The 26962-nt window shown below is 64.2% G+C and carries 22 protein-coding genes; 9 read left to right on the top strand and 13 right to left on the bottom strand.

Annotated features, from left to right (window positions below; translation table 11 throughout):
- The first annotated feature begins 121 nt into the window (after positions 1-121).
- A complete protein-coding gene (pabB, locus tag ACH49N_RS37355) occupies positions 122-2212 on the top strand; it encodes an aminodeoxychorismate synthase component I (RefSeq protein ID WP_358278179.1) in 2091 nt (696 codons plus the stop codon).
- A gap of 91 nt (positions 2213-2303) precedes the next feature.
- Here the strand turns inward: pabB and folP are convergent, their stop codons facing one another.
- The 6 genes from folP to glyA all read right to left on the bottom strand — a co-directional run bounded on the left by folP (position 2304) and on the right by glyA (position 9553).
- On the bottom strand, positions 2304-3170 hold the full coding sequence (folP, locus tag ACH49N_RS37350) for a dihydropteroate synthase (protein WP_358278181.1): 867 nt from the start codon (positions 3168-3170) through the stop codon (positions 2304-2306).
- 73 nt (positions 3171-3243) lie between these two features.
- Positions 3244-3837 (bottom strand): sarcosine oxidase subunit gamma family protein, encoded by a 594-nt coding sequence (locus ACH49N_RS37345; RefSeq protein ID WP_317766454.1) that lies wholly within the window; start codon positions 3835-3837, stop codon positions 3244-3246.
- Positions 3830-6694, bottom strand: coding sequence for a 2Fe-2S iron-sulfur cluster-binding protein (locus ACH49N_RS37340; RefSeq protein WP_358278183.1), 2865 nt, complete (start codon positions 6692-6694; stop codon positions 3830-3832). The genes ACH49N_RS37345 and ACH49N_RS37340 overlap by 8 nt, the downstream gene beginning before the upstream one ends.
- Positions 6691-6969, bottom strand: coding sequence for a sarcosine oxidase subunit delta (locus ACH49N_RS37335; RefSeq protein ID WP_109332682.1), 279 nt, complete (start codon positions 6967-6969; stop codon positions 6691-6693). Before ACH49N_RS37335 ends, ACH49N_RS37340 begins: the two co-directional genes overlap by 4 nt.
- A 32-nt stretch (positions 6970-7001) precedes the next feature.
- Entirely contained in the window at positions 7002-8237 is a 1236-nt protein-coding gene (locus tag ACH49N_RS37330; RefSeq protein ID WP_159924938.1) for a sarcosine oxidase subunit beta family protein, read from the bottom strand.
- Complete coding sequence (gene glyA, locus ACH49N_RS37325) at positions 8237-9553, bottom strand: serine hydroxymethyltransferase (RefSeq protein WP_397505160.1); 1317 nt, start codon at positions 9551-9553, stop codon at positions 8237-8239. Before glyA ends, ACH49N_RS37330 begins: the two co-directional genes overlap by 1 nt.
- A 128-nt stretch (positions 9554-9681) precedes the next feature.
- On the opposite strand from glyA, the gene ACH49N_RS37320 reads away from it, so the two are divergent.
- On the top strand, positions 9682-10353 hold the full coding sequence (locus tag ACH49N_RS37320; RefSeq protein WP_159924939.1) for a GntR family transcriptional regulator: 672 nt from the start codon (positions 9682-9684) through the stop codon (positions 10351-10353).
- A 193-nt stretch (positions 10354-10546) separates the two neighbouring features.
- Here the strand turns inward: ACH49N_RS37320 and ACH49N_RS37315 are convergent, their stop codons facing one another.
- Entirely contained in the window at positions 10547-10720 is a 174-nt protein-coding gene (locus ACH49N_RS37315; RefSeq protein WP_159924940.1) for a hypothetical protein, read from the bottom strand.
- Positions 10721-10823: 103 nt separating this feature from the next.
- Positions 10824-11672 carry a formyltetrahydrofolate deformylase gene (purU, locus tag ACH49N_RS37310; protein WP_358278186.1) on the bottom strand — a complete coding sequence of 283 codons (849 nt, stop codon included), beginning with the start codon at positions 11670-11672 and terminating at the stop codon, positions 10824-10826.
- Between the two features lie 203 nt (positions 11673-11875).
- Between purU and ACH49N_RS37305 the strand changes: the two genes are divergently transcribed.
- Positions 11876-12550 (top strand): GntR family transcriptional regulator, encoded by a 675-nt coding sequence (locus ACH49N_RS37305; RefSeq protein ID WP_358278188.1) that lies wholly within the window; start codon positions 11876-11878, stop codon positions 12548-12550.
- Between the two features lie 60 nt (positions 12551-12610).
- Here ACH49N_RS37305 and ACH49N_RS37300 read toward each other — a convergent pair whose 3' ends face one another.
- From ACH49N_RS37300 to ACH49N_RS37285, 4 genes are all read right to left on the bottom strand, one after another.
- On the bottom strand, positions 12611-13252 hold the full coding sequence (locus ACH49N_RS37300; protein WP_358278190.1) for a cyclodeaminase/cyclohydrolase family protein: 642 nt from the start codon (positions 13250-13252) through the stop codon (positions 12611-12613).
- 104 nt (positions 13253-13356) lie between these two features.
- Positions 13357-15819: an FAD-dependent oxidoreductase gene (locus ACH49N_RS37295; protein WP_358278192.1), complete on the bottom strand. Its 2463-nt coding sequence runs from the start codon at positions 15817-15819 to the stop codon at positions 13357-13359.
- Positions 15820-16072: 253 nt separating this feature from the next.
- Positions 16073-16519, bottom strand: a complete 447-nt coding sequence (locus tag ACH49N_RS37290) for a WhiB family transcriptional regulator (RefSeq protein ID WP_159924948.1) — start codon at positions 16517-16519, stop codon at positions 16073-16075.
- 170 nt (positions 16520-16689) lie between these two features.
- On the bottom strand, positions 16690-18237 hold the full coding sequence (locus tag ACH49N_RS37285; protein ID WP_358278202.1) for a BCCT family transporter: 1548 nt from the start codon (positions 18235-18237) through the stop codon (positions 16690-16692).
- A gap of 753 nt (positions 18238-18990) precedes the next feature.
- On the opposite strand from ACH49N_RS37285, the gene ACH49N_RS37280 reads away from it, so the two are divergent.
- Entirely contained in the window at positions 18991-19794 is an 804-nt protein-coding gene (locus tag ACH49N_RS37280; protein ID WP_358278194.1) for an IclR family transcriptional regulator, read from the top strand.
- Positions 19795-19839: 45 nt separating this feature from the next.
- Here the strand turns inward: ACH49N_RS37280 and ACH49N_RS37275 are convergent, their stop codons facing one another.
- Entirely contained in the window at positions 19840-20697 is an 858-nt protein-coding gene (locus tag ACH49N_RS37275; RefSeq protein ID WP_109335297.1) for a bifunctional methylenetetrahydrofolate dehydrogenase/methenyltetrahydrofolate cyclohydrolase, read from the bottom strand.
- A 559-nt stretch (positions 20698-21256) separates the two neighbouring features.
- On the opposite strand from ACH49N_RS37275, the gene ACH49N_RS37270 reads away from it, so the two are divergent.
- The 5 genes from ACH49N_RS37270 to katG all read left to right on the top strand — a co-directional run bounded on the left by ACH49N_RS37270 (position 21257) and on the right by katG (position 26946).
- Positions 21257-21619 (top strand): bifunctional 3-phenylpropionate/cinnamic acid dioxygenase ferredoxin subunit, encoded by a 363-nt coding sequence (locus ACH49N_RS37270; RefSeq protein ID WP_109332655.1) that lies wholly within the window; start codon positions 21257-21259, stop codon positions 21617-21619.
- On the top strand, positions 21616-22779 hold the full coding sequence (locus ACH49N_RS37265; protein WP_358278196.1) for an FAD-dependent oxidoreductase: 1164 nt from the start codon (positions 21616-21618) through the stop codon (positions 22777-22779). The genes ACH49N_RS37270 and ACH49N_RS37265 overlap by 4 nt, the downstream gene beginning before the upstream one ends.
- 65 nt (positions 22780-22844) lie before the next feature.
- Entirely contained in the window at positions 22845-23966 is a 1122-nt protein-coding gene (locus ACH49N_RS37260) for an aromatic ring-hydroxylating dioxygenase subunit alpha (protein WP_159924954.1), read from the top strand.
- Positions 23967-24220: 254 nt separating this feature from the next.
- Complete coding sequence (locus tag ACH49N_RS37255; RefSeq protein WP_159927481.1) at positions 24221-24640, top strand: Fur family transcriptional regulator; 420 nt, start codon at positions 24221-24223, stop codon at positions 24638-24640.
- Positions 24641-24687: 47 nt separating this feature from the next.
- Positions 24688-26946, top strand: a complete 2259-nt coding sequence (gene katG / locus ACH49N_RS37250) for a catalase/peroxidase HPI (protein ID WP_358278198.1) — start codon at positions 24688-24690, stop codon at positions 26944-26946.
- Positions 26947-26962: the final 16 nt, after the last annotated feature.

Raw genomic sequence — 26962 nt, 5'->3', positions numbered from 1 at the left:
GAACTTGTATCGCCGACCGATTTTGCGCAAGGTGAGATGATATATCAGTCTCAAGCTCGATGGTATACTAGGCCGAATGGGCGGGTAGCTGAGATGGCAGGCGCACCGAGGAGATCTGTAGATGGTCAGAACCCTGTTGATAGATAACCACGATTCGTTCACCTACAACCTCTTCGAATTGCTCACCGCGGTCAACGGTATGTGTCCGACGGTAGTGACGAATGATGCAACGTGGGAGTCGATCGATTTCACGGCCTTCGACAACGCGGTGATCTCTCCCGGTCCGGGCACGCCGACCAGCATTGCCGACTTCGGTATCAGTGCTCGTGTCATCGCTGAATCAGGACTACCGGTGCTCGGGGTTTGCCTGGGTCATCAAGGATTGTGCGCGTTGTTCGAGGCTCGCATTGCTCGGGCGCCCGAGCCCATGCACGGCAGACTCTCCTCCATCGTGCATACCGGCGAAGACCTTCTCCGCGGGCTTCCTTCGCCGATGAATGTGGTTCGCTATCACTCGCTCGTCGCAGTGGAACTGTCGGAAGAGCTCGAGGTGCTGGCGACGACTTATGATGGACTGGTCATGGCCGTGCGGCACCGAAGCAGGCCACTATGGGGTGTCCAATTCCATCCGGAATCGATCTCGAGTGAATACGGACGGGAGTTATTGGCAAACTTCCGGGACCTCAGTGTCCCTGCCGCGGTGCACGTTCACAGGCCCGGCCCAGCTCTCGAACGACGGCCACCGCCTGGTAGTCGGCATCCTTGCCTTGTCGTCGACCATCGTCGGCTGGACCGATATCCGGACGCTGCGCAGCTTTTCGACAGTCTCTTCGGCGGTCGATCGGGCACCTTCTGGCTCGATGGCAGTGTCAAATCGGATTTCGCTTCCCGATTTACCATCATGGGCGACTGCTCAGGACCGTACGGCGAGTACATCACCTACGACCTGAACACCTCGACTGTCAACGTCAGCCGCAGTAATCTTCGCGACGAGCAGATTTCGGCATCCATCTTCGACTACCTCGAAGCGCAGCTTCGCCTTCGGGCCGTGGAACCGGACCCCGCGCTTCCCTTCGATTTCCATCTTGGCTATGTCGGCTACCTCGGGTACGAGCTGAAAGGAGAAACGGGCGGCGTGCGGGCCCATACCTCCCCGCACCCCGATGCGGCGTTGGTCTTTGCCGATCGAGCTGTGGTGATCGATCACGAACAACGATGTACCTACACGCTCGCATTGAGCCCGACACCGAATGATCGGCGCAGCGAAGCTTGGTTCGCCACGGTCGGCGACGCACTGGTGGATCAGGAGGAGGTCGACGACCGGGATGACCCGCCGATTGTCTTCGCACGTCCGACGGGCGCGGAATTCGAACTACGTCACGGCGAGATGGCATACCGTGCTCTGATCGACGAGTGCCTGGAACTGATCCGGGCCGGTGAGACCTACGAAGTGTGCCTGACCAACACGGCAACCGTCGATGCCGATGTCGGGCCGCGCCGAATCTTCTCTAACATTCTGCGCTTCAATCCGGTGCCCCACGCCGCGATTCTCTGTTTGCGTGATCTCTCGGTCGTCAGTGCGTCCCCGGAGCAGTTCCTGCGTGTCAGGGCAGACCGGTCGGCGGAGTCGAAACCGATCAAGGGAACCCGTCCGCGCGGTGCCACCGTCGACGAGGACACGGCCCTGATGCATTCCCTCGCCCTGAGCGAGAAAGACCAGGCTGAGAACCTGATGATCGTCGACCTGGTACGCAACGATCTGTCGAGGGTGTGTGCGTCGGGAACAGTGCACGTACCAATCCTGTTCGGAATCGAGACGTACGCGTCGGTTCATCAGATGGTTTCCACCGTTCGGGGTGTGCTTCGCACTGATGTCCATGTCATCGACGCGATACGTGCCTTGTTTCCTGCCGGATCGATGACCGGAGCCCCCAAAATCAGGACGATGGGGATCATCGACGAACTCGAAAGCGGTGCGCGCGGGGTGTACTCCGGTGCAATCGGCTACATTTCATTGTCGGGAACCGCGGACCTGTCGGTAGCGATCCGAACGATGGTGGTTACCGATGCGCACGTTCAATTCGGCGTCGGTGGCGCAATTACCGCACTCTCCGATCAGAGGGAGGAGTACGAGGAGACCCTGGTCAAGGCGGCCTCATCGTGCAAAGTACTCGAAGTCGACGATCGTACGCCTATCAGCACGGGAAGGTGACCTGTGTGGCCATGGCCGCGGCTCGCGGACCAGGCCACAGGAGCGTCAGATCAACCCACTTCTCCCGCATACTAAGGCGCCCAGTGGAAAGTCAACGTCGCACCGTGGCGCCGCGCACACAGGCGAGTACAGCAACGGCATCGACGGTCGCCGCGACGTCGTGGACACGCAGGACGGCGGCTCCGTTCTGCGCGGCAATCAAGGCTGCGGCAACCGAGGCGGCCTGACGGTGGTCGACGCCGCGGCCGGTGATGGTGCCCAGCATGCCTTTGCGGGACAGTCCGGCCATCACGGGAACACCGAGGTCGGTGATCTGTCGGAGCTCGGACAATAGTGCGAGATTGTGGGTGAGGGTTTTGCCGAATCCGAAGCCCGGGTCGACCATGATGTGCGCGAGGGGGATTCCCGCATCGAGGCAAGCGGCGACACGGTCGACGAGGAACCCGCGCACCTCGGTCACGACGTCGCCGTACTCCGGCGAATTCTGCATCGTGTCGGGATCGCCGCGCATGTGCATCAGGCACACGGGCACGTCCAGCTCGGCGGCGGCGCGCAGGGCGCCCGGAAGTCGCAGGGCGCGAACATCGTTGATCATCGACGCGCCCGCGGTGACTGCCTCGCGCATCACCTCGGGTCTCGACGTGTCGACGGAGATCGGAACCGTTGTGCGTCTGGCGAGTTCCGCGACGACGGGGATCACGCGCGTGATCTCGTCGGCGACAGACGGCGGGCGGGATCCGGGGCGTGTCGATTCGCCCCCGACGTCGAGGAGTTCGGCGCCTTCGGCGACCAGAGTCAAGGCGTGTTCGACCGCGGCAGCGGTGTCGAGGTATAGGCCGCCGTCGGAGAACGAATCCGGGGTCACGTTGACGATGCCGCAGACCAGGGGAACATCGCGTGCGAGAGCATCGAGCAGTCGGTCGGTGCGGGTGGCGGTGAGCGTCGGGGACGTAACCATCCGGGCACTCCTTCACGAAGGGAACACCGGTCCGGTGGACGGGGTCATGCGTCCACCGGGCCGATGCTGTCATTTACACGGGAACGATGCCGAATTCTTCGGCGGCGTCGATCAGCCATTCCGCGAGGTACCGGGCGAACGACGACCGCACGAGGATCCGGTAGTCGGTGCCGGTGCTGTCGAGCGGGAGCAGGACGACGCCGGCAAGAGCGAGCATCGTCTGGACCGCGGCGCCAGGCCCGAGGACCTTGGGGTGCAGGTCGATCGAGCAGCCTTTCGCGAGGACGTCTCGGGCGTGGGTTCCGCGCAGGCGCAGGGTGGTGCGCTGTGCGGAGACGTCGATCGCGGCGCCACCGTGTGGGGTCACCGCGCTGCGGAGTTGAACCTCGACCTCTTCGGGCGCCTGGGATCGGGTGGTGATCAGGAACTCGTCGGGGCCGAGCCAGATCGCGGTCGCTGCATCGCCCTCGATGCAGGTGGAGGGCGAGGTGGGCAGGTCCACGCCCAGTATGTTCGATGCCGCAGAGCCGCCCGGCCCGGCCTGGTCCACCCACAGGTCGACCATTGTGACGAACGGTTCCTCGGTGAGGCTCACCGACTCGGGGAGCTCGGAGAATTTCTGGTCCCAGCCGTGCAGGGGGGTGAGGGGGACGAGGGTGTCAGCCATCGCGACGTGCTCCTTCTGGATCAACGAGGACGGAGCTGGTGACCTCGACGGCGACCAGGTTTCCGTTCACCGGGACATGCAGGGTGTCGCCGAGCCGGGCCCGCCCACCCTTGACGAGGGCGAGTCCGAACGGGCGGCCGAGTTCGGCGCTGAGGTAGCTCGACGTGACGTGGCCGAGCATCGGCACCGGCGGGGGCGGCAGGACGCCGTCGGGGATCTCTTCGATGATCTGCGCGCCCTCGGGCAGCACGGTCTGCTTGTCGAGGGGTAGCAGCCCGACGAACTGCTTGCGCAGCGGGTTCTGGTTCTCCTCGCGGGAGAAGGAGCGCTTCCCGATGAAGTCGCGCTTCTTCTTCGACACGGCCCAGCTCATCCCGAGGTCCTGCGGAGTGACCGTGCCGTCGGTGTCCTGACCGATGATCGGGTACCCCTTCTCGGCGCGCAGCACGTGCATGGTTTCGGTGCCGTACGGGGTGATATCGAACTTCTCGCCCGCGGTGATCAGCCGTGCCCAGACGGCGGGTGCGTGCCAGCCGTTGACGTTGACTTCGAAGGCGAGTTCGCCGGAGAAGCTGATCCGCGCGACCCGCGCGTGGACGTCGCCGAGGGACGTGTCGCGCCACGCCATGAACGGGAACGCGTCGTTGGTGACGTCGAGGTCGGGGAAGACCTCACCGATCACGTCCCGCGAGCGCGGTCCGACGACGGGGAACGTGGCCCACTGTTCGGTGACCGAGGTGAGCCGCACCCGCAGGTGGGGCCATTCCGTCTGCAGCCATTCCTCCATCCAGTCGAGGATCTTCGCGGCGCCGCCGGTGGTGGTGAAGACCTGGAACCGGTCGTCGTCCAGGCGCATCACGGTGCCGTCGTCGATGACCATGCCGTCGACGCCGCACATGACGCCGTAACGGACCATGCCGACCTTCAGTGTGCTCATCATGTTCGTGTAGACCATGTCGAGCAGCACCCCGGCGTCGGGACCCTGAACGTCGATCTTGCCGAGGGTCGAGCCGTCGAGGATGCCGATGCTGCGGCGCACGGCGGCGCATTCGCGCAGCACGGCGGCATCCATGTCTTCCCCGGGCAGCGGATAGTAGCGGGGACGCTTCCACTGGCCGACGTCCTCGAACACCGCGCCGCGTCCGACGTGCCAATCGTGCAGTGCCGTCACCCGTTCGGGGTCGAAGAGGGCGCCGCGGCTGCGGCCGGCGAGGGCGGCGAACGCGACCGGGGTGTACGGCGGTCGGAATGTGGTGGTGCCCAAAGTCTCGATCGGCCTGCCGAGCAGTTCGGCCGTGATGCCGGAGGAGATCACCCCGGAGGTCTTGCCCTGATCGTGTGCGGTGCCGATAGTCGTGTAGCGCTTGATGTGCTCCATCGACGTCATCCCGGCACCGACCGCGCGGGCGAGGTCGGCGACCGTCGCGTCACGCTGCACGTCGACGAACTGGGTGTCCTCGCCGGCGGTGTCGGGCACCCGCCACAACACCAGCGGCGCCAAGCCACTGTCGTTCGCCGCATGACGGTCGACAGTATCGACATCGGTGACGGAGGCCGTGAACCCGAGATTGCGCACGGCAGCGGCGCCCACGTGCTGGCCGTCGCGCAGGCACCCCTGCAGATCGAACACACCGTTCGCGGATCCGGCGACGGAGACTCCGTCAAGGGTCTCGCCGGGGACGAAGGCGCCCAGGTTGTCGTCGTAGCGGAGTTTGCCGCGGGCCTGGGAGAACAGGTGCACGGCCGGGTTCCAGCCGCCGCTGACGAGCAGGACGTCGCAGGCCAGGGGAACTGGGGTGCCGTTGTCTGCGCGTTGTGACACGACGGCGTGACTGATCCGGCCGTTGCCGCGGGTACCGGACACCACCGATGCAGTGCGGATGGTGATGCCCCGCTTGTCGCATTCGGCCTGCCAGTGGGCGGGTGCCTGCTCGCGGGCCTCGACGATCGCGTTGATGCGAACACCGGCGTCGTGCAGGTCGATCGCCGCTTCGTAGGCGCTGTCGTTGGTGGTGAACACGACGGCCTGCTCGCCGACCTTGACGCCGTAGCGGTGCAGGAAGGTGCGGGCACCGTGCGCGAGCATGATGCCGGGGCGATCGTTGTCGGTGAAGACGACGGGACGCTCGTGGGCGCCGGCCGCGACGACGATGTGCCGGGCCCGGATCCGCCACACGCGTTGCCGGCTCAGCGCGGTCGGGGCTTCGGCACCGAGATGGTCGGTGCGACGCTCGAGCGCGAGGACGAAACCGTCGTCGTAGTTGCCGAACGCGGTGGTGCGCTGCAGGTGCAGCACATCCGGGAAGGTGGCGAGCTCGGCGACCGCGGCGGCCACCCAGTCGAGGGCGGGGGCGCCGTCGATGAGGTCGGTGGACCCGAGCAGGTCTCCGCCGGCTTCGTTCTGCTCGTCGACGAGCACCACCCGCGCGCCGGCCCGGGCGGCGGTGAGCGCCGCGGCGAGACCCGCCGGGCCGGCGCCGGCGACCAGGAGGTCGGTGTGGACGTGCGTGGCGTCGTATTTCGCCGAATCGGCGATCGTGGCAAGGCGTCCCTGACCGGGGATGCCGCGGGCGACGAGGCCGTCGAACAACTCGATGGTGGTGGCGAGCAGCATCGGCTCGGGGAACGGCTCTTCGATCTGCACGAGGCCGCCGGTGTCCTCCGCCCACGCCGCGGTGATGCCGCGGGGCCGGCCGAGTTTGATGCTGGTGGTGATCTGGTGGACGCCGTTCGCGAGCAGGGCCGAACCGAGCGTGTCACCGGGGTGACCGGTCAGTTCCCGGCCGTCGAACGTGAAGGTGTAGGAGGTGTCGCGGTCGAGGCGACCGCCCTGGCGGGTGCGGAAGGGTGCGTTCACGATATCGTCGGCTTCTGCTCGTCCAAGCGGTAGACGCTGTGGAATCGGTAGGTGGCGGTGTCACGTACGGCGTTGAACCAGCGCCGGCAGCCGGCGCTGTGGTTCCACCGTTCCGCGAAAAGACCTTTCGGGTTCGCACGGAAGAACACGAAGTGTGCCCATTGTTCGTCGGTCAACGATTCGGGGTCTTCCGGGTACACGACGTGGGCTTCGCCGCCGTAGTGGAACTCGGTTTCCTCACGGGGTCCGCACCACGGGCATTCGATGAGTTGCATGGTGACTCCTGATTTCAGTGCGCGACGGGGGATCAGTGCGCGACGGCCGCGGCGCCGTGCTCGTCGACGAGGGCACCGGTGACGAACCGGTCGAGGCTGAACGGCGCGATGAACTCGTGCGGTTCGTCGTTGGCGATCGTGTCCGCCAGGCACCAGCCCAATCCTGGGGTTGCCTTGAATCCACCAGTGCCCCAACCACAGTTGAGGTACACGTTGTCGTACGGGGTGCGTCCGACAATCGGGGATGCGTCGGGGCACACGTCGACGATGCCGCCCCAGGTGCGCAGCAGGTGCGCGCGGGCGAAGACGGGGAACAACTCGACCGCGGCCGCCATCTGCCGTTCGATGATGTGGAATGCGCCGCGCTGGCCGTAGCCGTTGTAGGAGTCGACACCGGCGCCCATCACCAATTCACCCTTGTGTGCCTGCGAGACGTAGACGTGGATCGCGTTGGACATCACGATGGTCGGGTGCACGGGCTCGAGCAGTTCGGAAACCAGTGCCTGCAACGGGTGACTCTGCACCGGGGTGCGGATGCCGAGCATGTCGGTGAGCGTCGAGGTGTGCCCGGCCGCGCACAGCGCTACCTGCCCGGCCGCGATGTCGCCGCGGGTGGTGCGCACCCCGGTCACCTTGTTGCCGTCCGTGACGAATCCGGTGACCTCACAGTTCTGGATGATGTCGATGCCCGCCTCGTCGGCGCGGCGCGCGAATCCCCAGGCCACGTAGTCGTGTTTGGCGATGCCGGCCCGCGGCTGATACGTCGCGCCGAGGACGGGGTAGCGGATGTCGCTCGAGATGTTCACCAGCGGGCACAGCTTCTTGACCTCGTCGGGTCCGACCCACTCGGCGTCGATTCCGTTGAGCTTGTTCGCCTCCACCCGGCGGACGCTGTCGCGGACGTCCTGCAGGCTGTGCGCGAGATTGAGGACGCCGCGCTGGCTGAAGAGGATCGGGTAGTCGAGGTCGTCCTCGAGGCCCTCCCACAGCTTGAGGGCGTGCTCGTAGATCTTGGCGCTCTCGTCCCACAGGTAGTTCGACCGGATCAGCGTGGTGTTGCGGGCCATGTTGCCGCCCGCGAGCCAGCCCTTTTCCAGGACCGCGACGTTGGTGATGCCGTGATTCTTGGCGAGGTAGTGCGCGGTCGCGAGGCCGTGTCCGCCGCCGCCGACGATCACGACATCGTACGACTTCTTCGGTTCCGGGTTACGCCACAGGAAGTCGGGGTGGTCGGGCAGGTGGGCGCCGGGCGGCTGGGTGGCACTCATCAGTTCGCCTCCGTGAGGTCGGGGTAGAGCGGGAAGCGCAGCGCGAGGGCATCGACGCGGGCGCGGAGTTCGTCGAGTCCGGCCTCGTCGGTGGCCGGTCGCAGCGCGTAGCTGATGATGTCGGCGACCTCGGTGAACGCATCCAGGTCGAAACCGCGGGTGGCGAGCGCGGGGGTGCCGATCCGCACCCCGGAGCTGACCATCGGCGGACGCGGGTCGAACGGGACGGCGTTGCGGTTCACCGTGATTCCCACCCGGTGCAGCCGGTCCTCGGCCTGTTTTCCGTCGAGCTCGGACTCGCGCAGATCCACCAGCACCAAGTGGACGTCGGTGCCGCCGGAGACGACGTTGATCCCGGCCTCGCGGGAGTCGGGCTGCAGCAATCGGTCGGCAAGGATCTTCGCCCCGGCGAGGGTGCGTTCCTGGCGCTCGCGGAACTCCGGCTCGGCGGCGAGCTTGAACGAGACGGCCTTGCCGGCGATCACGTGTTCGAGCGGGCCACCCTGCTGTCCGGGGAACACCGAGGAGTTGAACTTCTTCGCCAGAGCCTCGTCGTTGGTGAGGATGACGCCGCCGCGGGGACCGCCGAGGGTCTTGTGCGTCGTCGACGTGACCACGTGGGCGTGCGGGACGGGGGAAGGGTGCAGTCCGGCGGCGACGAGTCCGGCGAAGTGGGCCATGTCGACCATGAGGTACGCGCCGACCTCGTTGGCGATGCGCCGGAATGCGGCGAAGTCGAGCTGGCGTGTGTAGGCGGACCAGCCGGCCAGGATCAGCTTCGGGCGGTGCTCACGGGCCAGACGCTCCACCTCGTCCATATCGACCAGGTGATCGTCCTCGCGGACGTGGTAGGCGGCGACGTCGTAGAGCTTGCCGGAAAAGTTCAGCCTCATCCCGTGCGTGAGGTGACCACCGTGCGCGAGGTCCAGTCCGAGGATTCCGTCACCGGGCTTCAGCAGTGCCGCCATCGCGGCGGCGTTGGCCTGCGCCCCCGAATGCGGCTGCACGTTGGCATATTTCGCGCCGAAAAGGTCGGTGAGGCGGTCGATGGCGAGCTGCTCGATGACGTCGACGTGCTCGCAACCGCCGTAGTAGCGGCGTCCGGGGTATCCCTCGGCGTACTTGTTGGTGAGCACCGAGCCCTGCGCCTGCATCACTGCGAGCGGGGCGAAGTTCTCACTGGCGATCATCTCCAGGGTGCCCTGCTGGCGCTCGAGTTCGGCTGCGATCGCCTGGTGGACGGCGGGGTCGAGGTCGGCGAGCTGATCGGTCAGCGTCGGATTGCCTGCCGGTGCGGCTGTCGTGCGGCCGTCGATGTCGAGAGTCAAGAGTTCGCCCTTCTGAGAGATCAGTGACTTGTAGACTGATATATCAACTTGAAGGTAGAGTAGGGTCAGCGATGGATCGCAGTCAAGGCTCTACCGGAAATGTTTGGGAGATGAACATGAGCGTGGCGCAGCCGCCGGTTATGGAAGCTCAATCCGTAAGCGGGACCAATGCCGACCGTGCGTACGAGATCGTGCGCGAACGCCTGGTCATGCTGGACATCCGCCCTGGCGAGCCGATCAATGACGACAGGCTCGCCGAGGAACTCGGATTCGGACGAACACCCGTGCGGGAAGCGCTCAAGCGGCTCGAACGGGAGCGTCTCGTCGTCGCGTACCCGCGTCGCGGCACGTTCGCCACCGCCGTCGACATGACCGACCTCGCCGACATTTCCGAAATCCGTAAGCAACTCGAACCCACCGCGGCCGCCCGCGCGGCACGGAGCGCGTCCCAGGATGCGCGGGCGCGGCTGTCCGTGCTTGCCGACGAGATCGCCGAGATCGACGACAGTGAGGATCCACGCGAAGTCCTGCGCAAGGACGTGCGCGTCCATCGCGAGATCTACCGAGCATCCGGAAATCCTCACCTCGAGGACATTCTTGTCAGCCTCGACGCACACGCCACCCGCATCTGGTGTCTCTTCCTCGATCGGCTGCCGGACGTCGCCGGCCATGTGCGCGAGCACGTAGCGCTGCTCCACGCCATCGTCGACGGGGACGAGGACACCGCCTCGTCCCTCACCCGCGCCCACGTCACCGGCTTCGAGAAAGCCATCCGCGACCTGCTGTAGCGCCATCTCAGGGCGCGCATGAAGCGACGAAACGGGCAACCTTTTCGATGAGTTCGTGGACAGCGACCCGGCATCGATGTGCAATGGGCTGAAGGCTATCGGGACTCAGGTGCTGCTTCCATTCACCGCTGCGGACAGACCACTGTCGTGGGTGATTCGCAACGATGAGCTGATGGTCCAATCCTGGACGCTCTCACTCCTCGTGCGGTTGGGTGGCGAGGATGGTCCAGCTGGCGGCTGGATAGGATGCAGCGATCTGCTTGTCGGGAGCGAGGATGCGAAGCGTCCCACCATCGAGCACATGACCGGTGAAACCCGCTGAGTATTCGTCAGTTCTCGTGCCACACTGCACGGACAGTCGTCTCATCGCAGCACCTTTCAGCTCGACGCTTTGCCCAGGCGATCGGACTCGGAAATGTGCTGCCGCAGAGAACGTCATGGCTGAGGGACTCTGCGGCAGCCGAAGGCCGTCAGCTGAAGATGACGGTCCTGTGCCCGTGCAGAAGAATGCGATTCTCGCAGTGCCAACGAACAGCCCGAGACAATGCCAGCGCTTCTGCGTCCTGGCCGACGGTGGCGAGTCGGGCGGGATCGTAGCTGTGATCGATGCGGATCACTTGCTGCTCGATGATGGGCCCCTCGTCCAGATCCGGTGTGACGTAGTGGGCGGTAGCCCCGACCTGCTTGACGCCGCGATCGAATGCCTGGTGGTAGGGCTTGGCGCCCTTGAATCCGGGCAGGAACGAGTGGTGGATGTTGATCGCACGGCCGTGTAACTTCCGGCATGCGTCATCGGACAGCACCTGCATGTACCGCGCGAGCACGACCAGGTCGGCGTTGTACTGATCCACGAGTTCGAGGAGCTGTGCCTCGGCCTGCGGTTTGGTCGCCGCCGTCACGGGGATGTGGATGAAGGGCAGACCGGCGGCTTCGGCCATGGGGCGAAGGGTTTCGTGGTTGGAAACCACGGCGACCAGCTCTCCACCGAGATTGCCGGCACGCCAACGAAAAATGAGGTCGTTGAGGCAGTGACCCATCTTCGAGACCATCACGACGACGCGCGGCTCGCTGCACCCGTTGAAGTTGAATGACATACCGAATTTGTCAGCGACACTGCGAAACTCGGCGGTCAGCCTTTCCACGTCGAGGACGTCCGCCGCGACAAACGATGTGCGAAGAAAGAATGCGCCGTTTTGTGTGTCATCGAACTGCTGGTGTTCGGCGATGTCGCAGTTCTGTTCGAACAAGAAAGAACTGACTGCGTGGACGATTCCGGGCCGCTGAGCGCAGCTGAGCGTCAAGGTGAAGGTTTCGGTCATGTGCGTCTCCTCGGTGCTGGACGCTCTCCCTGGCAACGGCGGCGTCTCGAGTGGATATCGGGCTTGTTGTTGCGGCGACGAGACCATCCGTGTCTCTATGGCTTCAACGGCTAGAGTGTCAGTAGCAGAGAAGTGATATATCAGACGAGTATTAGTATTTCAGGCTACGGCGAAAGGGTCAATAGGCGGAGTGGAACGCTAAGATGACGCCCATGGGGCTGCAGGCGATAGAGGTCGATACCGGCGTGATCTCTCGCGCTGATCGTGTCTATTCCGCGATTCAAGACAAGTTGATCATGCTCGATATCCGCCCCAACGAGGCGATCGTCGAGAGTGCTCTCGCCGAGGAGCTCGGTGTGGGGCGAACACCGGTCCGAGAAGCGCTCAAGAGGCTCGAGGGGGAGCGTCTGGTCATTTCGTTCCCTAGGCAGGGAACGTTCGCCACAGGTGTCGACGTCTCCGACCTCGGTCATATCTCCGAGATCCGGGCTCATCTCGAGCCCGTAGCCGCGCGACGAGCCGCGGAGGCGGCTTCCCCAACCCTCCGCCAGCTGCTTCTCGACATGGCGGACAAGACAGATGGACTCGATGTTTCCGGTATGGAACGGCACGAATTGATGCGTTGGGACCTTACGGTGCATCGGACGATCTATCGGGTCGCGCGCAATCCGCATCTCGAGGACGTTCTCGTCCGATACGACAATCTCGCAACCCGAATCTTCTGTCTCTACCTCGAGCGGCTACCGTCGGTGCCCCAGCACGTCGGTGAACACGGGGAGCTATTGCGGGCTATTGCCAACGGTGACGGTGACCTCGCCGGAGAAATCGCGCGTCAACATGTCATAGGGTTCGAAAAAGCCGTCCGGGCAGTCGTTTAGCGTTCGGAGGACGGGCGATCGGCTTCACCCTCGGGAGAGAGCAGTTCACCCACGAAGACCTCACTCGCTGGTGGGCGTTCCGGCGAGGTTCAATTGCTTTCTCACTCGGGCGGTGACGGCATCGGCGCGGTCGGTGAGGGCATCGACAGTGGCGGCAGTGTCGACGAGGGACTGTCGGATGTTCGCATCGGTGATGCCGGGCAGATTGATCTCGACATTGACCCGAGCCGTTGTGGCTGCCGCTCGGGCCGCCTCTGCGGCAGCCGCGACGTCACTGACGACATTGCGGTTCCCGACCGATACGAGCTCCTCGGCAAGCGCGACCACCACCCATGCTGCATTGATGACCTCGGCCGGAACTCGCGCCGCGCTCACGAGAGCGTTCTCGATCGCTGCCGATCGTGCGGCGATCTCCGCATCAGTGCTCTTGGGAAGCGTGTAGGTGTCGATTACGGAACTGAATGCCGCCATATCGTCCTCGGCAAGCTCCAGTGCCCGCTCGCGGACCGTATCCGCTCCGGTGCACACACGCTCGATCAGAGCGCTGTGTTCGGCGTACCGGTCACCGGTCGTGTACCGAGCCACCATCGCTACGAGCGCAGCGGATTGACCGAGGTGTAGCGCAGCGGTGGCACCACCGCCGGGTGCGGGTACGCGGTCGGCGAGCGACGCGAGAAATGCGCTGATCGTGTCATGTCGCATGAGTGGGGTCGTCCTGTCGGTGGGGAAGGGCAGAGATGAAGCAAAGGGACTGACCGAGCGAGGGTGCCGGCCCCTGAGCAGCGAGCCGGCACCCCGACAGAGAACTACGACCGGATCTTCTTCATCTCGGGGTCGACGAGCGGTTCGGCCACGACGGTGGCGGGGATACGCCGACCGAAGTACTCGATCTCGACCGCGGTGTCGACCGTCGCGCCGGCGGGCAGCCACGCGTAGGCGATCGGCGCCCCGACGGTGTGGGCGAACGAAGCGCTGGTGACATAGCCTGCTGGCTTGCCGTCGACGAAAACGGGTTCGTGACCCAGCACGACCGACGTGCGGTCATCGATCATCAAGCACGCCAGCCGCCGGGTCACGGTGTCATCGGAGACACCCTCGAGTGCGTCGCGGCCCACGAAGTCACCCTTCTGCGGGCGGACCGCGAAACCGAGACCGGCCTCATAGGGATTGTGCTCGGTGGTCATGTCCGAGCCCCACGAGCGGTAACCCTTCTCCATCCGCAGACTGTTGAACGCTGCACGGCCGGCGGCGATGACCTCGTACTTCTGCCCCTCCGCCCAGAGCACGTCCCACAAACGTTGCCCGTAGTCGGCCGAGGTGTACAGCTCCCAGCCGAGTTCGCCGACATAGGACAGCCGCATCGCGGTGACCGGGATTCCGCCGATCCGGACCTGCTTGGAACGAAAGTATTTGAAGTTCTCGTTCGCGAAGTCGTCCCGGCTGATCGCCTGCACCAGATCCCGGGCACGAGGTCCCCACAGGCCGATGCAGCAGGTGCCGCCGGTGATGTCGCGGACCTGGACGGTACCGTCGTCGGGCGCCTGGCGGCGGAAGTAGTCGAGATCGAGGTTGCCGTTTGCGCCGACCTGAAAAACGTTGTCGGACAACCGTGCAACGGTGAGATCGCTGCGCACCCCACCAGCGGCGTCGAGGGCGAGGGTGTAGGTGACGGACCCGATCGACTTGTCCATCTTGCTTGTGGTCAGGCGTTCGAGCAGGGCAAGGGCGCCGGGGCCGGAAATCTCGAGACGCTTGAGCGGTGTCATGTCGTACATCGCCACCGAGGTGCGGGTCCTCCACGCCTCAGCCGCGGCGATGGGGGAGTGGAACTTCGCTGCCCAGGGCTCGCGGGCCGGCGGCTGCCACTCGGTGGGAAGCTGCTGGACCAGGTGGGCGTTTGCTTCGTACCAGTGCGGGCGCTCCCAGCCGGCGCCCTCCAGAAAGACTGCGCCGAGCTCTTTCTGCCGAGCGTGGAACGGGCTGACGCGTACGTCACGGGGTGAAATTTTGGGCTGTAGGGGATGCAGGACATCGTAGATTTCGACGAAGTTCTGCTGGGACGTCTCGCTGACGTAGTCGGGGTCGAGCTGAAACTCCTCGAAGCGGTGCACGTCGCAGCCGTGCAACTCGACCTCGGAGCGGCCGTCGACGAGCAGCTGCGCGACGGCCCGGCCGACACCGGCAGAATGCGTCACCCAGACTGCTTCGGCGATCCAGAATCCGGCGATGTCGGGGGACTCGCCGATGAGCGGTCCGCCGTCAGGGGTAAAGGAGAAGACCCCGTTGAATCCGTGCTCGATCTTCGCGGTCTCGAGGCAGGGAAGTAGCAGTTTGGACTGCTCCCACGACGGTGCGAAGTCCTCTTCCGTGAACGCCAGCATCGACGGCATGTCGGAGTCGGAAATCTCGTCGCTGTCGGTCAGCCCGCGGGTGTCTACCGGCATCGGACGGTGCGCGTAGGTGCCGATGCCGAGGCGGTCGACGTGCTCGCGAAAGTAGAGGTCCTGATCCTGGTGCCGCAGGATCGGGAAGCCCGCCTCGGCGAGTTCGGTGTTGCGACCGACCAATTCGGGAATCTGACCGGTTTTCGCGTACTGGTGCGCCAGGGGGAGCAATGGCACGTCCATGCCGATCAGCTCACCGACGTCGGGGCCCCAGAACCCGGCGCAGGACACGACGATGTCGGCAGGTACTACGCCGTGATTGGTGGTGACTCCAGTAACCTTGCCGCCGGAGTGCTCGATACCGATTACCTTCGTCGACCCCTGGAACACCGCGCCGCGGGCTTCTGCCCGCCGGGCGAGCGCAACGACGACACGGGAGGCCTTGGCGAGTCCGTCGGTCTCGACGTACAAGCCGCCGAGGACCCGCTTCTCGTCGAGAAGCGGGTGGAGCTTCGCGCACTCGGCAGGGTCGAGGATGCTGCCGTCGATACCCCAGGAGGTGGCCCAGCCCTGTTTACGGTGTAGGTCCGCGAGTCGCTCTTCGGTGGTGGCGACCTCGAGTCCACCGAGCTGGTTGAAGCACCATTCGCCGTCGACGTCCAGGCTCATGAACTTCTCGACGGTGTATCGAGCCAATTCAGTCATCGTCTTGGACGCGTTGGTCTGGAACACGAGGCCCGGTGCGTGCGACGTCGAGCCGCCGGTCAGTGGCAGCGGCCCCTGGTCGAGGACGGTGATCTTGTCCCAGCCCCGAGCTGTGAGCTCGTCGGCCAGGTTCGTGCCGACGATGCCGGCTCCGATGATCACTACGCGCGGTGAACCCATGATGGTCCTTCCTGGAGTGGTTGTGCGATCGCCTGCTCCCCGCGGATCGCCTCGGCATGCGCTGTCGCTGTGGGCCGACAGTCGATGTGCTCAGTGAGAACGGATGACCAGCAGCCGCGGGGCAAGTCGACAACTGATATATCAATCACAGTAGTGTGTGTCACAGGGGCGGTCAACCCCTGCCTTTGGGTGGTATCGCCAGACTCGCGGCTTGGGCGCATGAACCCCGGCCGGCGCTGAGGCCCGCCGGGATTCATGCGCGTTCCGCGGTCGGGGAGGCTGCGCTACCGACTGATGCACCGGTAGAAGTGGAGGTCATCATGGAAGTCGAGTGAAGCGATCGAATGAGCGGAGCTGTCGATTTCGGCGGTTGCTCCTGCCGATCGCATTGCAGAAAATGCAGGCTTCGAACCCTGATTTCCGTGCCGATCTCGGCGCTCTTACGGCGATCGGATTCCGACATCCCGCCCCACACCCCATACGGTTCCCTCGTGGTGAGTGCATAATCGCGACACCAATCAATGACCGGGCATGCGGCGCAGATGGCCTTTGCCGCTCGTTCTCGTTGGGCGCGCCGTGGCTTACTTTCCCCGCAGGGCGAGAAGAACACCTCCATGCCTTCCGACCGGCACCGTGCCTGTAGGCGCCAATCCGTTTCCTGCGGGGGTGCGGCGACTGTGGTGACGTTGTGCAAGGACATTCGGCTCCGATGTAGTGCGCGGCAGAAGCGATGGGTAAGCATCCCTCCGACGTCGATGGCGTGGCGCTCAGGCGACCTGGATGCGAGGTATGAATTCGAGCGCCGAGCCAATCGTCAAGGCCCGGCCTTTATCCGGTGGATTCAGGGCGGGCCTCTGACGTTGTGCTGGCCTATCTGTGCGGGGTGCCCACCCGCCGCGGCTTCCGAAGGTCTGTGATCAGTGGATCTCGGGTGATGTCGCGATACAGCGACACACACATGCCGATCATCACCACTGCGAACGGAGCGGCGACGATGATCGTCATCGTCTGCAGGCCGTTCAGTGCGTCCGATCCGCCGGTCCACAACATCAGCATGGCAACGCCTCCAGTGGCAACACCCCAGAACGCGACGGTCGAGCGGGTCGGTTCCAGCGTTCCACGTTGGGACAGTGTTCCCATGACTACCGAAGCAGCGTCCGCGCCCGAGACGAAGAAGATTGCGACTAGCGCCATCACGAGAAGTGACGATGCGCCAGCAAGTGGCAGGTTGTCCAGCATGCCGAACAGTTGCGATTCCGGAGTGCCACGAGAGAACAGGTCGGTACCGTCACGCTGTTCGCCGATAGCAGCCCCACCGAACACTGCGAACCATACAAGGCTCACGGAACTCGGGATCAGGATTACTCCGACTACGAACTGGCGAATGGTCCGGCCTCGGCTTATCCGAGCCAGGAACATACCGACGAACGGGGTCCACGAGATCCACCATGCCCAATAGAAGATGGTCCAGGAGGAGAGCCACGTTTCGGTCGCCGCATCGCCGGATGCAGCCGAGCGCGCCGACATGCTGGCAATCTGGGAGGCGTAGTCGCCCAACGTGGTGGGCAACAGATTCAAGATGAACACGGTGGGGCCGGCGACGAATACGAAGACGGCTAGAAGAAGTGCAAGCACCATGTTGATGTTCGAAAGCCACTGAATACCGCGAGAAATTCCGGAAACGGCCGAGGCCACGAAGGCAAGGGTGAGTATAGCCACGATCGCGATGACAAGGAGAGTCCCGGCCTCGCCAATCCACCCGAGAACCTCTACGCCGGAGCCGATTTGGAGTGCTCCGAGGCCAAGTGAAGCGGCAGTGCCGAACATTGTGGCGAAGATGGCCAAGATGTCGATGACCTTGCCGATCGGCCCCTCGGCGCGGCGGCCGATCAGCGGAATGAAGGACGAGCTGATGAGCTGCTTGCGCCCCATCCGGTAGGTGCCGTAGGCGATCGACAGACCAACCACTGCATACATCGACCACGGGTGTAGTCCCCAATGGAACAGCGCGGTCGCCATCGCGGTTCCCACCGTGGAATCGGTGATTCCAGGTGGCGGCTGGACGAAATGAGTCAGCGGTTCCGTCACGCCCCAAAAAATCAGACCGATTCCCATGCCGGCGCTGAACATCATCGCAACCCAGCTGACGGTCTTGAACTCTGGCTTCTCCCCATCCTTGCCGAGGGTGATTCGCCCGTACCGGCTCAGCGCCAGCCACAGCGCGAACAAGACGAATCCTGTGGCGGAGACGACGAATAGCCAGCCAAGGTTAGTCACCACCCAGTCCAGAATCGACGACATCGTGTTCGTCAAGGTCGCCGGCCATAGCAGTCCCCACCCCAGGATCGCCCCCACGATGGCGGTTGTAATCCCGAACACCACGCGGTCGGTCTTCTTCTCGGGTGCGACGCCCTCCACCTCGTCGACGGCGCGAGGATCGGTGGCCCCGTCGACGGCGCGAGGATCGGGGGCCAAGTCGTCCGCGCGGGGAGTGGTGGCCCCGTCGACGGGGCGGGGGTCGACTACCTCGCAGCGGCGTGATTGGTGGGGGGTCGCTTCCGTATCCGCATCGAGTGAGTTGCCATTTGTTGTCACATCGGTCTCCCTGCAGCACATCGCTGAGTAGGTTTGTGAACGGAGTCCGGACTGCCCGGTGCGAGGCGTCCCGGTCCCGAATTGTGTTGCTTATAGCGCAACGACGTTTTCTATGGGGAACAACACTGCGGCCAACTGTGATCTATGTCAAGTCCGGCGACCGAAATGACATAAATCACTAATTTGCGAATTCACGCTCTCTGCGAGAAGTTGACACCTGCTGGCCAGAGCATGGGCGAGGTCGATTCCTCACGTACTCCGCTCCCTGAAGGTCGTTGGCACGGTCTCGTTCGCTGGTTCGTAGGACCGCGAACGAGCTATGCGTAGGCCATGGACATGCCGAGCCTCGCTTGTGTCGACGCCGATTGATATATTAGTACTTAGCAAGTTGGTACGACAGGTGTCCGGATCGGCCCAGGAGGCGGCGGGCATCCGTGGAGAGCGTCGGCCAGAATGTCGACTCGGTCGACACGCTGATCGGGGTGGGTCACCACACTGATCGGTGAACCCACGAGGGGTCTATGCCCGACACCAGGGCGTCCGTCAGCACCAAGAGAACTTTCGTATAGTTGCTTCATGACCAACAGCAACGGAGCGCGGGCTACTGACGGCGGTGTCCAGTCGGTAGACCGGGCATTTCAAGTGCTGGAGGTTCTCGCCCGCAATGGTGAGGTCGGGGTCAGTGCGATCGCCGCGGAAATCGGGGTGCACAAGTCCACGGTGTCCCGTCTGCTGGCTTCGCTGGAAGAGCACGAAATGGTTGTGCAAACCTACGACCGGGGAAAATACCGCCTGAGCTTAGGCATCCTGCGCCTCGCCGCGTCTGTTCCCGAACGGCTCGAGATAACGGAGCAGGGCCACGCCGTATGCGAGCGACTCGCCGCGAAACTGGGCGAAACCGTGAACGTCGCCGTTCTACGTTCCCGCTATGCCATCCACCTCGACCAGGTACGAGGGCCCGCCTCCGTGGGCACACAGAATTGGATCGGCGAGCCGACACCGGTGCACGCGACGGCAAGCGGAAAAATACTCCTTGCCCACTTGGACGTGCACCAACGGCATGAAGTCCTGGGCGCAACGGTGCTCGAGCGGTTTACCGAGGACACCATCACGTCGGTCGAGGCGCTCGACGAGGAACTGGACGCGGCCAGGAGTCTCGGCTACGCCGTAGTCGTCGAAGAGTACGAGAAAGGGCTGAATGCCATCGCGGCGCCGGTCCGGGGCTACGACGGCAGAATCGCGGCCGCGCTGAGCGTCTCCGGGCCTGTGTACCGCTTCACCGAGGCCCGGATGCGCCTCGTGGTGCCGGATGTCATCGCGGCGGCCGCCGAGATCAGCGAACGGATGGGCTTCCGGCAATCCGTCACGCCCAGCACCTGAACTCGCTCGATCTGACACTGCCTCGGAGCGGAGAGCCACCACGCGTCAGCCCGGTCCGATGCCCTCTGCCATCTCGACGACGTTCGTGAGCAGCATCGCCCGCGTCATCGGACCGACACCGCCTGTTGCCCCGCTGAGCTTTCCTGCGACGCGGTCGACCGAGGGATGCACATCGCCCAGAATTCCCTCCACCGTGCGGGTGATACCCACCGACAACACAGTGGCACCTGCGCGGATCCAGTCCGGTTGCACCAGGTTGGCAACTCCCGCCGCAGCAATCACGACGTCGGCATCGCGCGTGTGAGTAGCCGTGTCGACCGTCGCTTCATGGCACAGGGTCACCGTGGCATGTTCGCTGCGGCGGGTCAGCATCAGCCCGAGTGGCCTACCAACAGTTACACCACACCCGATGACGCAGAACCGAGCGCCGGTGATCGGGACATCATGATGACGAAGTAATTCGATGATGCCGCGGGGGGTGCACGGCAACGGTCCCGGCATCCCGAGCACCAGACGCCCGAGATTCGTCGGGTGCAACCCGTCCGCATCCTTTGCGGGATCGATCAACGCAAGGATCCGGTGGGTGTCGATGTGCTTCGGCAACGGCAGTTGAACGATGAAGCCGGTGCACGAATTGTCCGCGTTCAGCCGCAGGACGGCCGCCTCGATATCTTCCTGTGCAGCGGTCGCCGGCAGGCGAACCTCGAGGGAATTCAATCCGATGCTTCGGCAGTCGCGGTGCTTCGCGGCGACGTAGGCATGGCTGCCGGGGTCGTCGCCGACGAGAATGGTTCCCAAGCCAGGCCGGATTCCCTGCAATTGCAGCACTGCGATCCGGTCGGCCAGGTTGTCCTTGATCTGCGCGCTGACGGCCTTGCCGTCGAGCAGTGTCGCAGTTGCCACGGAATATGCCTTTCTGGGTGACGAATAGGTGAAATGGACCAGTGCGGCGAGTTGTCGGTCGTACACGAAACGCCTGACCCGATTGGCGACTGAAGTCGCGTGGGGTGCGGTGGTCGCTCTCGAGGGGCGCGAAGACCAAGAGATACGTCGTCGGACCGGGAGGGGTCGTCGCAATAACAGATGGATTACCCTGACGACAATTGATATATCAGACGCAGAATAGCTTAGTCCGGCTGAACCGGCGGGTCAACGCCCGTGCGGGGCAGTTTGGGGACTCATGAGTCGCCCAGCTTGCATCGGTCGCGGATCGCCTCCCGGCGGACGCAAAGGCGTGCCGACGTTGCGGGCGGCCGACAACGTGGAGTCTCCGCTATTCATGGTGTGACTAGGAGTTTCAGTGAAAATTCCCGTGTCCTTGTTCCCTTGCGGTTGCTGAGGAGTTGCGAGCATCCATCAGTTCGGCGGGACGCGCAGCTCCTCTTGACACTGCGCTATGACCATTGTCACACTGTTGCGTAACGCAGGACTTGTTTCGCATCGCGCTACAGAGAGGCATCTTATGCTCGAGGTCTGTCCGCTAGCCTCCTTACCTCGCGGTGACGCACGCCGCGTCGACACCTCCCCCCCGATCGCCGTGTTTCACACCGACGATGGTGAGGTGTTCGCAATAGACGACACTTGCTCGCACCAGGACGCCTCGTTGGCAGACGGCTGGCTCGAGGGATGCGAGGTCGAGTGCCCACTGCATGCGTCGAAGTTCAACCTTCGAAGCGGGGCGGTCGATGCGCCACCCGCGAAGCTACCCGTGCGAACTCATGAGGTCCTGATCAAGGACGAGGTGATCTACGTGGAGGTCAGCACCGAAGCGCCGAACCTGCCGCCCGATATTCGTAGCCGCCTCAACGCGGAGGGGAACGCATGAAAAGTATCGCCGTCATCGGGGCATCCCTCTCCGGTCTCAGTGCCGCGCGTGCCCTGCGCGCACAGGGTTTCGAAGGTGAGCTGAACATTGTCGGAGCGGAGCGCAACCGGCCTTACGACCGGCCGCCGCTGTCGAAGGAGTATCTGGCCGGAGACATCGACGAAACCTGCCTCACTTTGGAACCGGAAGGGGAAGACCTTCAGGCGAATTGGATGCTCGGACTGTCTGCAACAAACCTCGATGCCGGCACCCGCAGCGTCACGCTCAGTGACGGTTCACAGCTGGCCGCCGACGGCTTCGTCCTCGCCACCGGTTCACGTGCGAGGGCGTGGCCGGACACCGAGCATCTAGCCGGCGTCCATGTCCTACGCACAATCGACGACGCAGACCGGCTGCGCGCAGAACTCGTCCCCGGCGCCACACTGGTAGTCATCGGCGCCGGCTTCATCGGCGCCGAGGTCGCCTCCACAGCGCGCAAGCTGGGACTGGACGTCACAGTCGTCGAGGCTGCCCCTTCACCGCTCATCGGCGCACTCGGTCCGCAACTGGGATCCGCCGTCGCCCGTCTCCACAGCGACAACGGCACCAGGTTGCACTGCGGAGTCGGCGTCGCGGGGTTGACCGGTGCACACCGTGTGACCGGCGTCGATCTTGTCGACGGCCGTCACCTGCCCGCCGACGTCGTCGTCGTGGGCATCGGCGGGATCCCGAACACCGAATGGCTCGCAGGGAGCGGCATCGAACTCGGTAACGGCGTGCTGTGCGACCGCGGCGGCACCACCTCGATCCCAGGCGTTGTTGCAGTCGGCGACTGTGCAGCCTGGATGGACACATCCGGCGCCCACCGCCGCGTCGAGCACTGGGCCGGCGCCTCGGAACGCCCGGCGATCGCAGTGTCGTCCCTCCTCTCGGGTGAGTATCAGGGTCAGCAGGTCAAGCCACCGTACTTCTGGTCCGATCAGTACGGTTCGCGTATCCAATTCGCTGGAATCGCCGGGCCCGACACCGAATTCACCATCGAAGAGGGAAGCTTGGAAGCAGGAAGCTTCCTCGCCGTCTACCGCCGAGACGGGCAACCCGTTGCAGTCCTCGGCGTCGACCAGGTCCGCCTGTTCACCCGCTGGCGCCGCCAACTCTGCGCGCTGCCGGCACCGCTCTGAACCTTCTTGTAGACCTTCTTCCAGCCCGCAGATCCACGAGATCGACCACTAAGGGAGACCCCACAGTGACAACCACGCACCTGCCCGAGAGTCTCATCTCCACGCTCCCGGGAACCTATTACACCGACAGCGACATCTTCACGCTCGAACAAGAGAAGGTCTTCGAGCAGATGTGGTTCTGCGCTGTACGGTCGGGTGATCTCGACAAGCCCGGGGCTTTCAAGACCGTTCAGGTCGGTCGTGAAAGCGTCATCGTGACACGATCCAGGACCGGCGAGATCCGTGCCTTCCTCAACATCTGCGCCCACCGCGGCGCCCGACTGTGCATGGAAGAGAGCGGAGAGGTCAAGAGGTCTTTCCAGTGCCCGTACCACGCATGGACGTACGACCTCGAAGGCAAGCTTGTCGCGGCGCCCAACCTGACCAAGATGCCCGACATCGACCGTGTCGAGTACGGACTGAAGAAGGTGGCAGTGCAGGAATGGCTCGGCTACGTCTGGCTCAATCTCGCCGACGAGCCCGAGTCGTTCGATCGGACAGTCATTCAGGACATTCGAGACCGACTCGGCGACGTGGAATCGATCGATCGATACAAGATCGCTGACTTGGATCTCGGCCGTCGCATCGTCTACGACGTGAAGGCCAATTGGAAGCTCATCATCGAGAACTTCATGGAGTGCTACCACTGCGCGACGATCCACCCGGAACTGACCGAGGTTCTGCCGGAATTTGCCGACGGCTATGCGGCGCAGTACTACGTCGGGCACGGTGCCGAGTTCGGTGAGGATGTCGAAGGGTTCACCGTCGACGGCTCGGCCGGTCACGACGTCATCCCCGGTATCGCCCCGGAGCAGGACCGGCGCTACTACGCGATCACCGTGCGACCGACGGTGTTCGTCAATCTCGTCCCCGATCACGTCATCGTCCACCGAATGTTCCCACTGGCGGCCGACCACACCATCGTCGAATGCGACTGGCTGTACCTGCCCGACGTGATCGCGAGCGGAAAGGACCTCGACCGCTCCGTGGAACTGTTCCATCGGGTCAACCAGCAGGACTTCGACGCGTGCGAGCGGTGCCAGCCCGCGATGGCCTCGCGCCGCTACCGCGACGGTGGTGTGCTCGTGCCCAGCGAGCACCACATCGGCGAGTTCCATGACTGGCTGAAGGAAAAGATCGCTCACTGATTGCCCCGCAACGCTGACCGCTCCACGGATCGAGAGATCCGTGGAGCGGGCACGCGGCTGCGATACTGCACCTTCGGGTACCGCAGCCCGCCGTTGCTGGTCCGTCACGCGGCACTATGCCAAATCCGATGCAGCTGAGGGTTCTTCGTGATCAGAACGGATGCGGCACCACGTCGTTGTCCTGCCTGGCATCCGAGTTGCATGAATTGCCAGATATTTTCGCAAAGTCTTGACTCGTTCCAGATTGGTAGGTCATAGTGTACGCAGAGCAATTGCGTGCGGCCGAGCTGCGTGTGACGCGTCCTCGAGTGGCAGTGCTGGAGGCAGTGCAAAAAAATCCACACGCCGATACGGAGACGATCCTCGGAGAAGTGCGTGCAGTGCTTCCCGGTGTGTCTCAGCAGGCGGTGTACGGCATTTTGCACACGGCGACTGCTGCCGGTTTAGTGCGCAAGATCCAGCCGGCGGGTTTGGTCGCTCGCTACGAGACGCGGGTCGGTGACAACCACCATCACGTGGTCTGCCGGTCCTGCGCAGCCATCGCGGACGTCGATTGCGCTGTCGGTGAGTCACCGTGCCTGCCCGCTGTCCACGACAACGGATTCCATGTCGACGAGGCGGAGGTCATCTTCTGGGGCCTGTGCGCCAACTGCTCGACATCGCTCACCTCGTAGCGCTCATTCATCAACAGCCCGAATTATCCCCTTTTGGAAGGAAAGCCGTGTCTGACACCACCCGGACTCTCGCAGAAGAGCACCCGCCCATCGCCGAGGCCCAAACGGAACCTGCGGAGAGCGGCGGCTGCCCCGTCGCGCACGGTCGGCTCGAGCATCCGACTCGGGGCGGCGGTAACCGTGACTGGTGGCCGAACCAGCTCAACCTGAAGATCCTGCAGAAGAACCCCGCCGTGCGGAATCCCATGGACGAGGACTTCGACTACACCCGGGAACTCGAGAACCTGGACTTCGAGGCCCTGAAACGGGACATCGAGGAGGTTATGACGACCTCGCAGGACTGGTGGCCCGCCGACTACGGCCACTACGGTCCGCTGTTCGTCCGGATGGCGTGGCACGCCGCGGGGACCTACCGCGTTACCGACGGCCGCGGTGGTGCCGGCGCCGGGATGCAGCGCTTCGCGCCGCTGAACAGCTGGCCCGACAACGCCAACCTCGACAAGGCACGGCACCTGCTGTGGCCGGTGAAGAAGAAGTACGGCAAGACCATCTCGTGGGCCGACCTGATCGTCTTCGCCGGCAACTGCGCCCTCGAGTCGATGGGCTTCGAGACTTTCGGCTTCGGCGCGGGCCGGGTGGATCAGTGGGAGCCCGAGGAAGACGTCTACTGGGGCCCGGAACTCACCTGGCTCGGCGACGAGCGTTACACCGGTGACCGGAACCTCGAAAAGCCGCTCGGTGCGGTCCAGATGGGTCTGATCTACGTCAATCCCGAAGGCCCGAACGGCAACCCGGATCCCGTCGCAGCATCACGGGACATCCGCGAGACGTTCGCGCGGATGGCGATGAACGATGTCGAAACCGCTGCACTGATCGTCGGCGGACACACCTTCGGCAAGACCCACGGCGCCGGACCGGCCGATCTGGTCGGTCCCGAGCCCGAGGCTGCTCCGCTCGAGGAACAGGGTCTGGGCTGGAAGAGCGCCTTCGGCACGGGTAAGGGTGGCGACACCATCACCAGTGGTCTCGAGGGTGCCTGGACGCCGACCCCGCGGACGTGGGACAACAGTTTCCTCGAAACCCTGTACGGGTACGAGTGGGAGCTGTCCACGAGTCCCGCCGGTGCGTGGCAGTGGATCCCGAAGGACGGCGCCGGTGCGGGCACCGTGCCCGATGCGCACGATGCGTCGAAGACTCATGTGCCGGTGATGCTGACGACGGACCTGGCGCTGCGAATCGACCCGGCTTACGAGAAGATCACCCGCAACTGGCTGGAGAACCCGGATCAGCTCGCCGACGACTTCGCCAAGGCGTGGTACAAGCTGACGCACCGTGATATGGGCCCGATCGTCCGTTACCTCGGCCCGCTCGTGCCGGACGAGACCCTGCTGTGGCAGGACCCCATCCCCGCGGTCACTCACGAGCTCGTCGATGCCGACGACATCGCGTCGCTGAAGAGTCAGATCCTCGAGTCGGGACTGACTGTTGCCGAGTTGGTCTCGACCGCGTGGGCGTCGGCCTCCTCGTTCCGGGGCAGCGACAAGCGCGGCGGCGCCAACGGCGGCCGTATCCGTCTCGAGCCGCAGGCGAGCTGGGAGGTCAACAACCCGGCCGAGCTCGCCCAGGTGGTGAAGACCCTCGAGGGAATTCAGGAGTCCTTCAATACCGCCCAGACCGGAAACAAGCGGGTCTCGTTTGCCGACCTCGTCGTGCTCGGTGGCGTTGCTGCCGTCGAGCGGGCCGCGAAGGATGCCGGACACGATGTCGAGGTGCCGTTCACTGCCGGTCGCACCGATGCCACACAGGAACAGACCGATGTGGAGTCGTTCGCTGCGCTCGAGCCGACTGCGGATGGTTTCCGGAACTACCTCGGCGAGGGCAACCGTCTGCCGGCGGAATTCCTGTTGGTCGACAAGGCCAACCTGCTGACGTTGACTCCTCCCGAGATGACGGTTCTCGTCGGGGGCCTGCGGGTGCTCGGCGCGAACTACAACACCAGGTCGGAAGCGGGCGTCTTCACGTCGAAGCCGGGGACGCTGACCAACGATTTCTTCGCGAACCTGATCGACCTCGGCACGACATGGGCGCCGAGGTCCACGGACTCGGAGATCTACGAGGGCCGCGACCGCGTCACCGGGGAGGTGAAGTGGACCGGAACCCGCGTCGACCTCGTGTTCGGGTCGAACTCCGAGCTGCGTGCTCTCGCGGAGGTGTATGCCTCCGATGACGCGAAGCAGAAGTTCGTGCGGGACTTCGTGTCCGCGTGGGACAAGGTGATGAACCTCGACCGATTCGAGCTCGCCTAACCCGGCGGCTCCGCCA

The sequence above is a fragment of the Rhodococcus sp. NPDC019647 genome (assembly GCF_044389235.1).
In the GTDB taxonomy this organism is placed as follows: Bacteria; Actinomycetota; Actinomycetes; order Mycobacteriales; family Mycobacteriaceae; genus Rhodococcus_F; species Rhodococcus_F oxybenzonivorans.
The sequence above is the reverse complement of the archived record's forward strand: the minus strand, read 5'-3'. Positions and strand labels throughout refer to the sequence as shown.